This window comes from Streptococcus suis (genome assembly GCF_002964045.1).
Taxonomy (GTDB): Bacteria; Bacillota; Bacilli; order Lactobacillales; family Streptococcaceae; genus Streptococcus; species Streptococcus suis_U.
This window is the reverse complement of the sequence record NZ_POPB01000010.1, coordinates 1-265: the sequence shown is the minus strand read 5'-3', so window position 1 is coordinate 265 and position 265 is coordinate 1. Positions and strand designations below refer to the sequence as shown.

The following is a 265-nucleotide window of genomic DNA, read 5'->3' as shown; positions in this document are numbered from 1 at the left end:
CCCAAAGCGATAAAATCTCCGAGAGGATTGGTCAGAATTTCCACATCTCCGTTGTCCACTCCATTTCCACCTTCTAAGTAGGTTGGTAAAAAGGCGACAAAGGGTGCATCTAGCTGATAGAAAGGAATATCCTGCTTGACCAAATCTTTAACATGGACCAGTTCAATCTCCCAGTCAGTTTGAAATTGGAAAAAGGACTTTAGGCGTTTCACAAAACTTTCTGTATTGCCACTCAAACTAATGTAAACCAAATATATTTTCTTCT

Annotated in this window: 1 protein-coding gene; it reads right to left on the bottom strand. The window is 39.6% G+C overall.

The features are described from left to right. A partial coding sequence (locus tag C1E99_RS00030) for a class Ib ribonucleoside-diphosphate reductase assembly flavoprotein NrdI (protein WP_238146163.1) occupies positions 1-265 on the bottom strand: 265 nt, incomplete at both ends.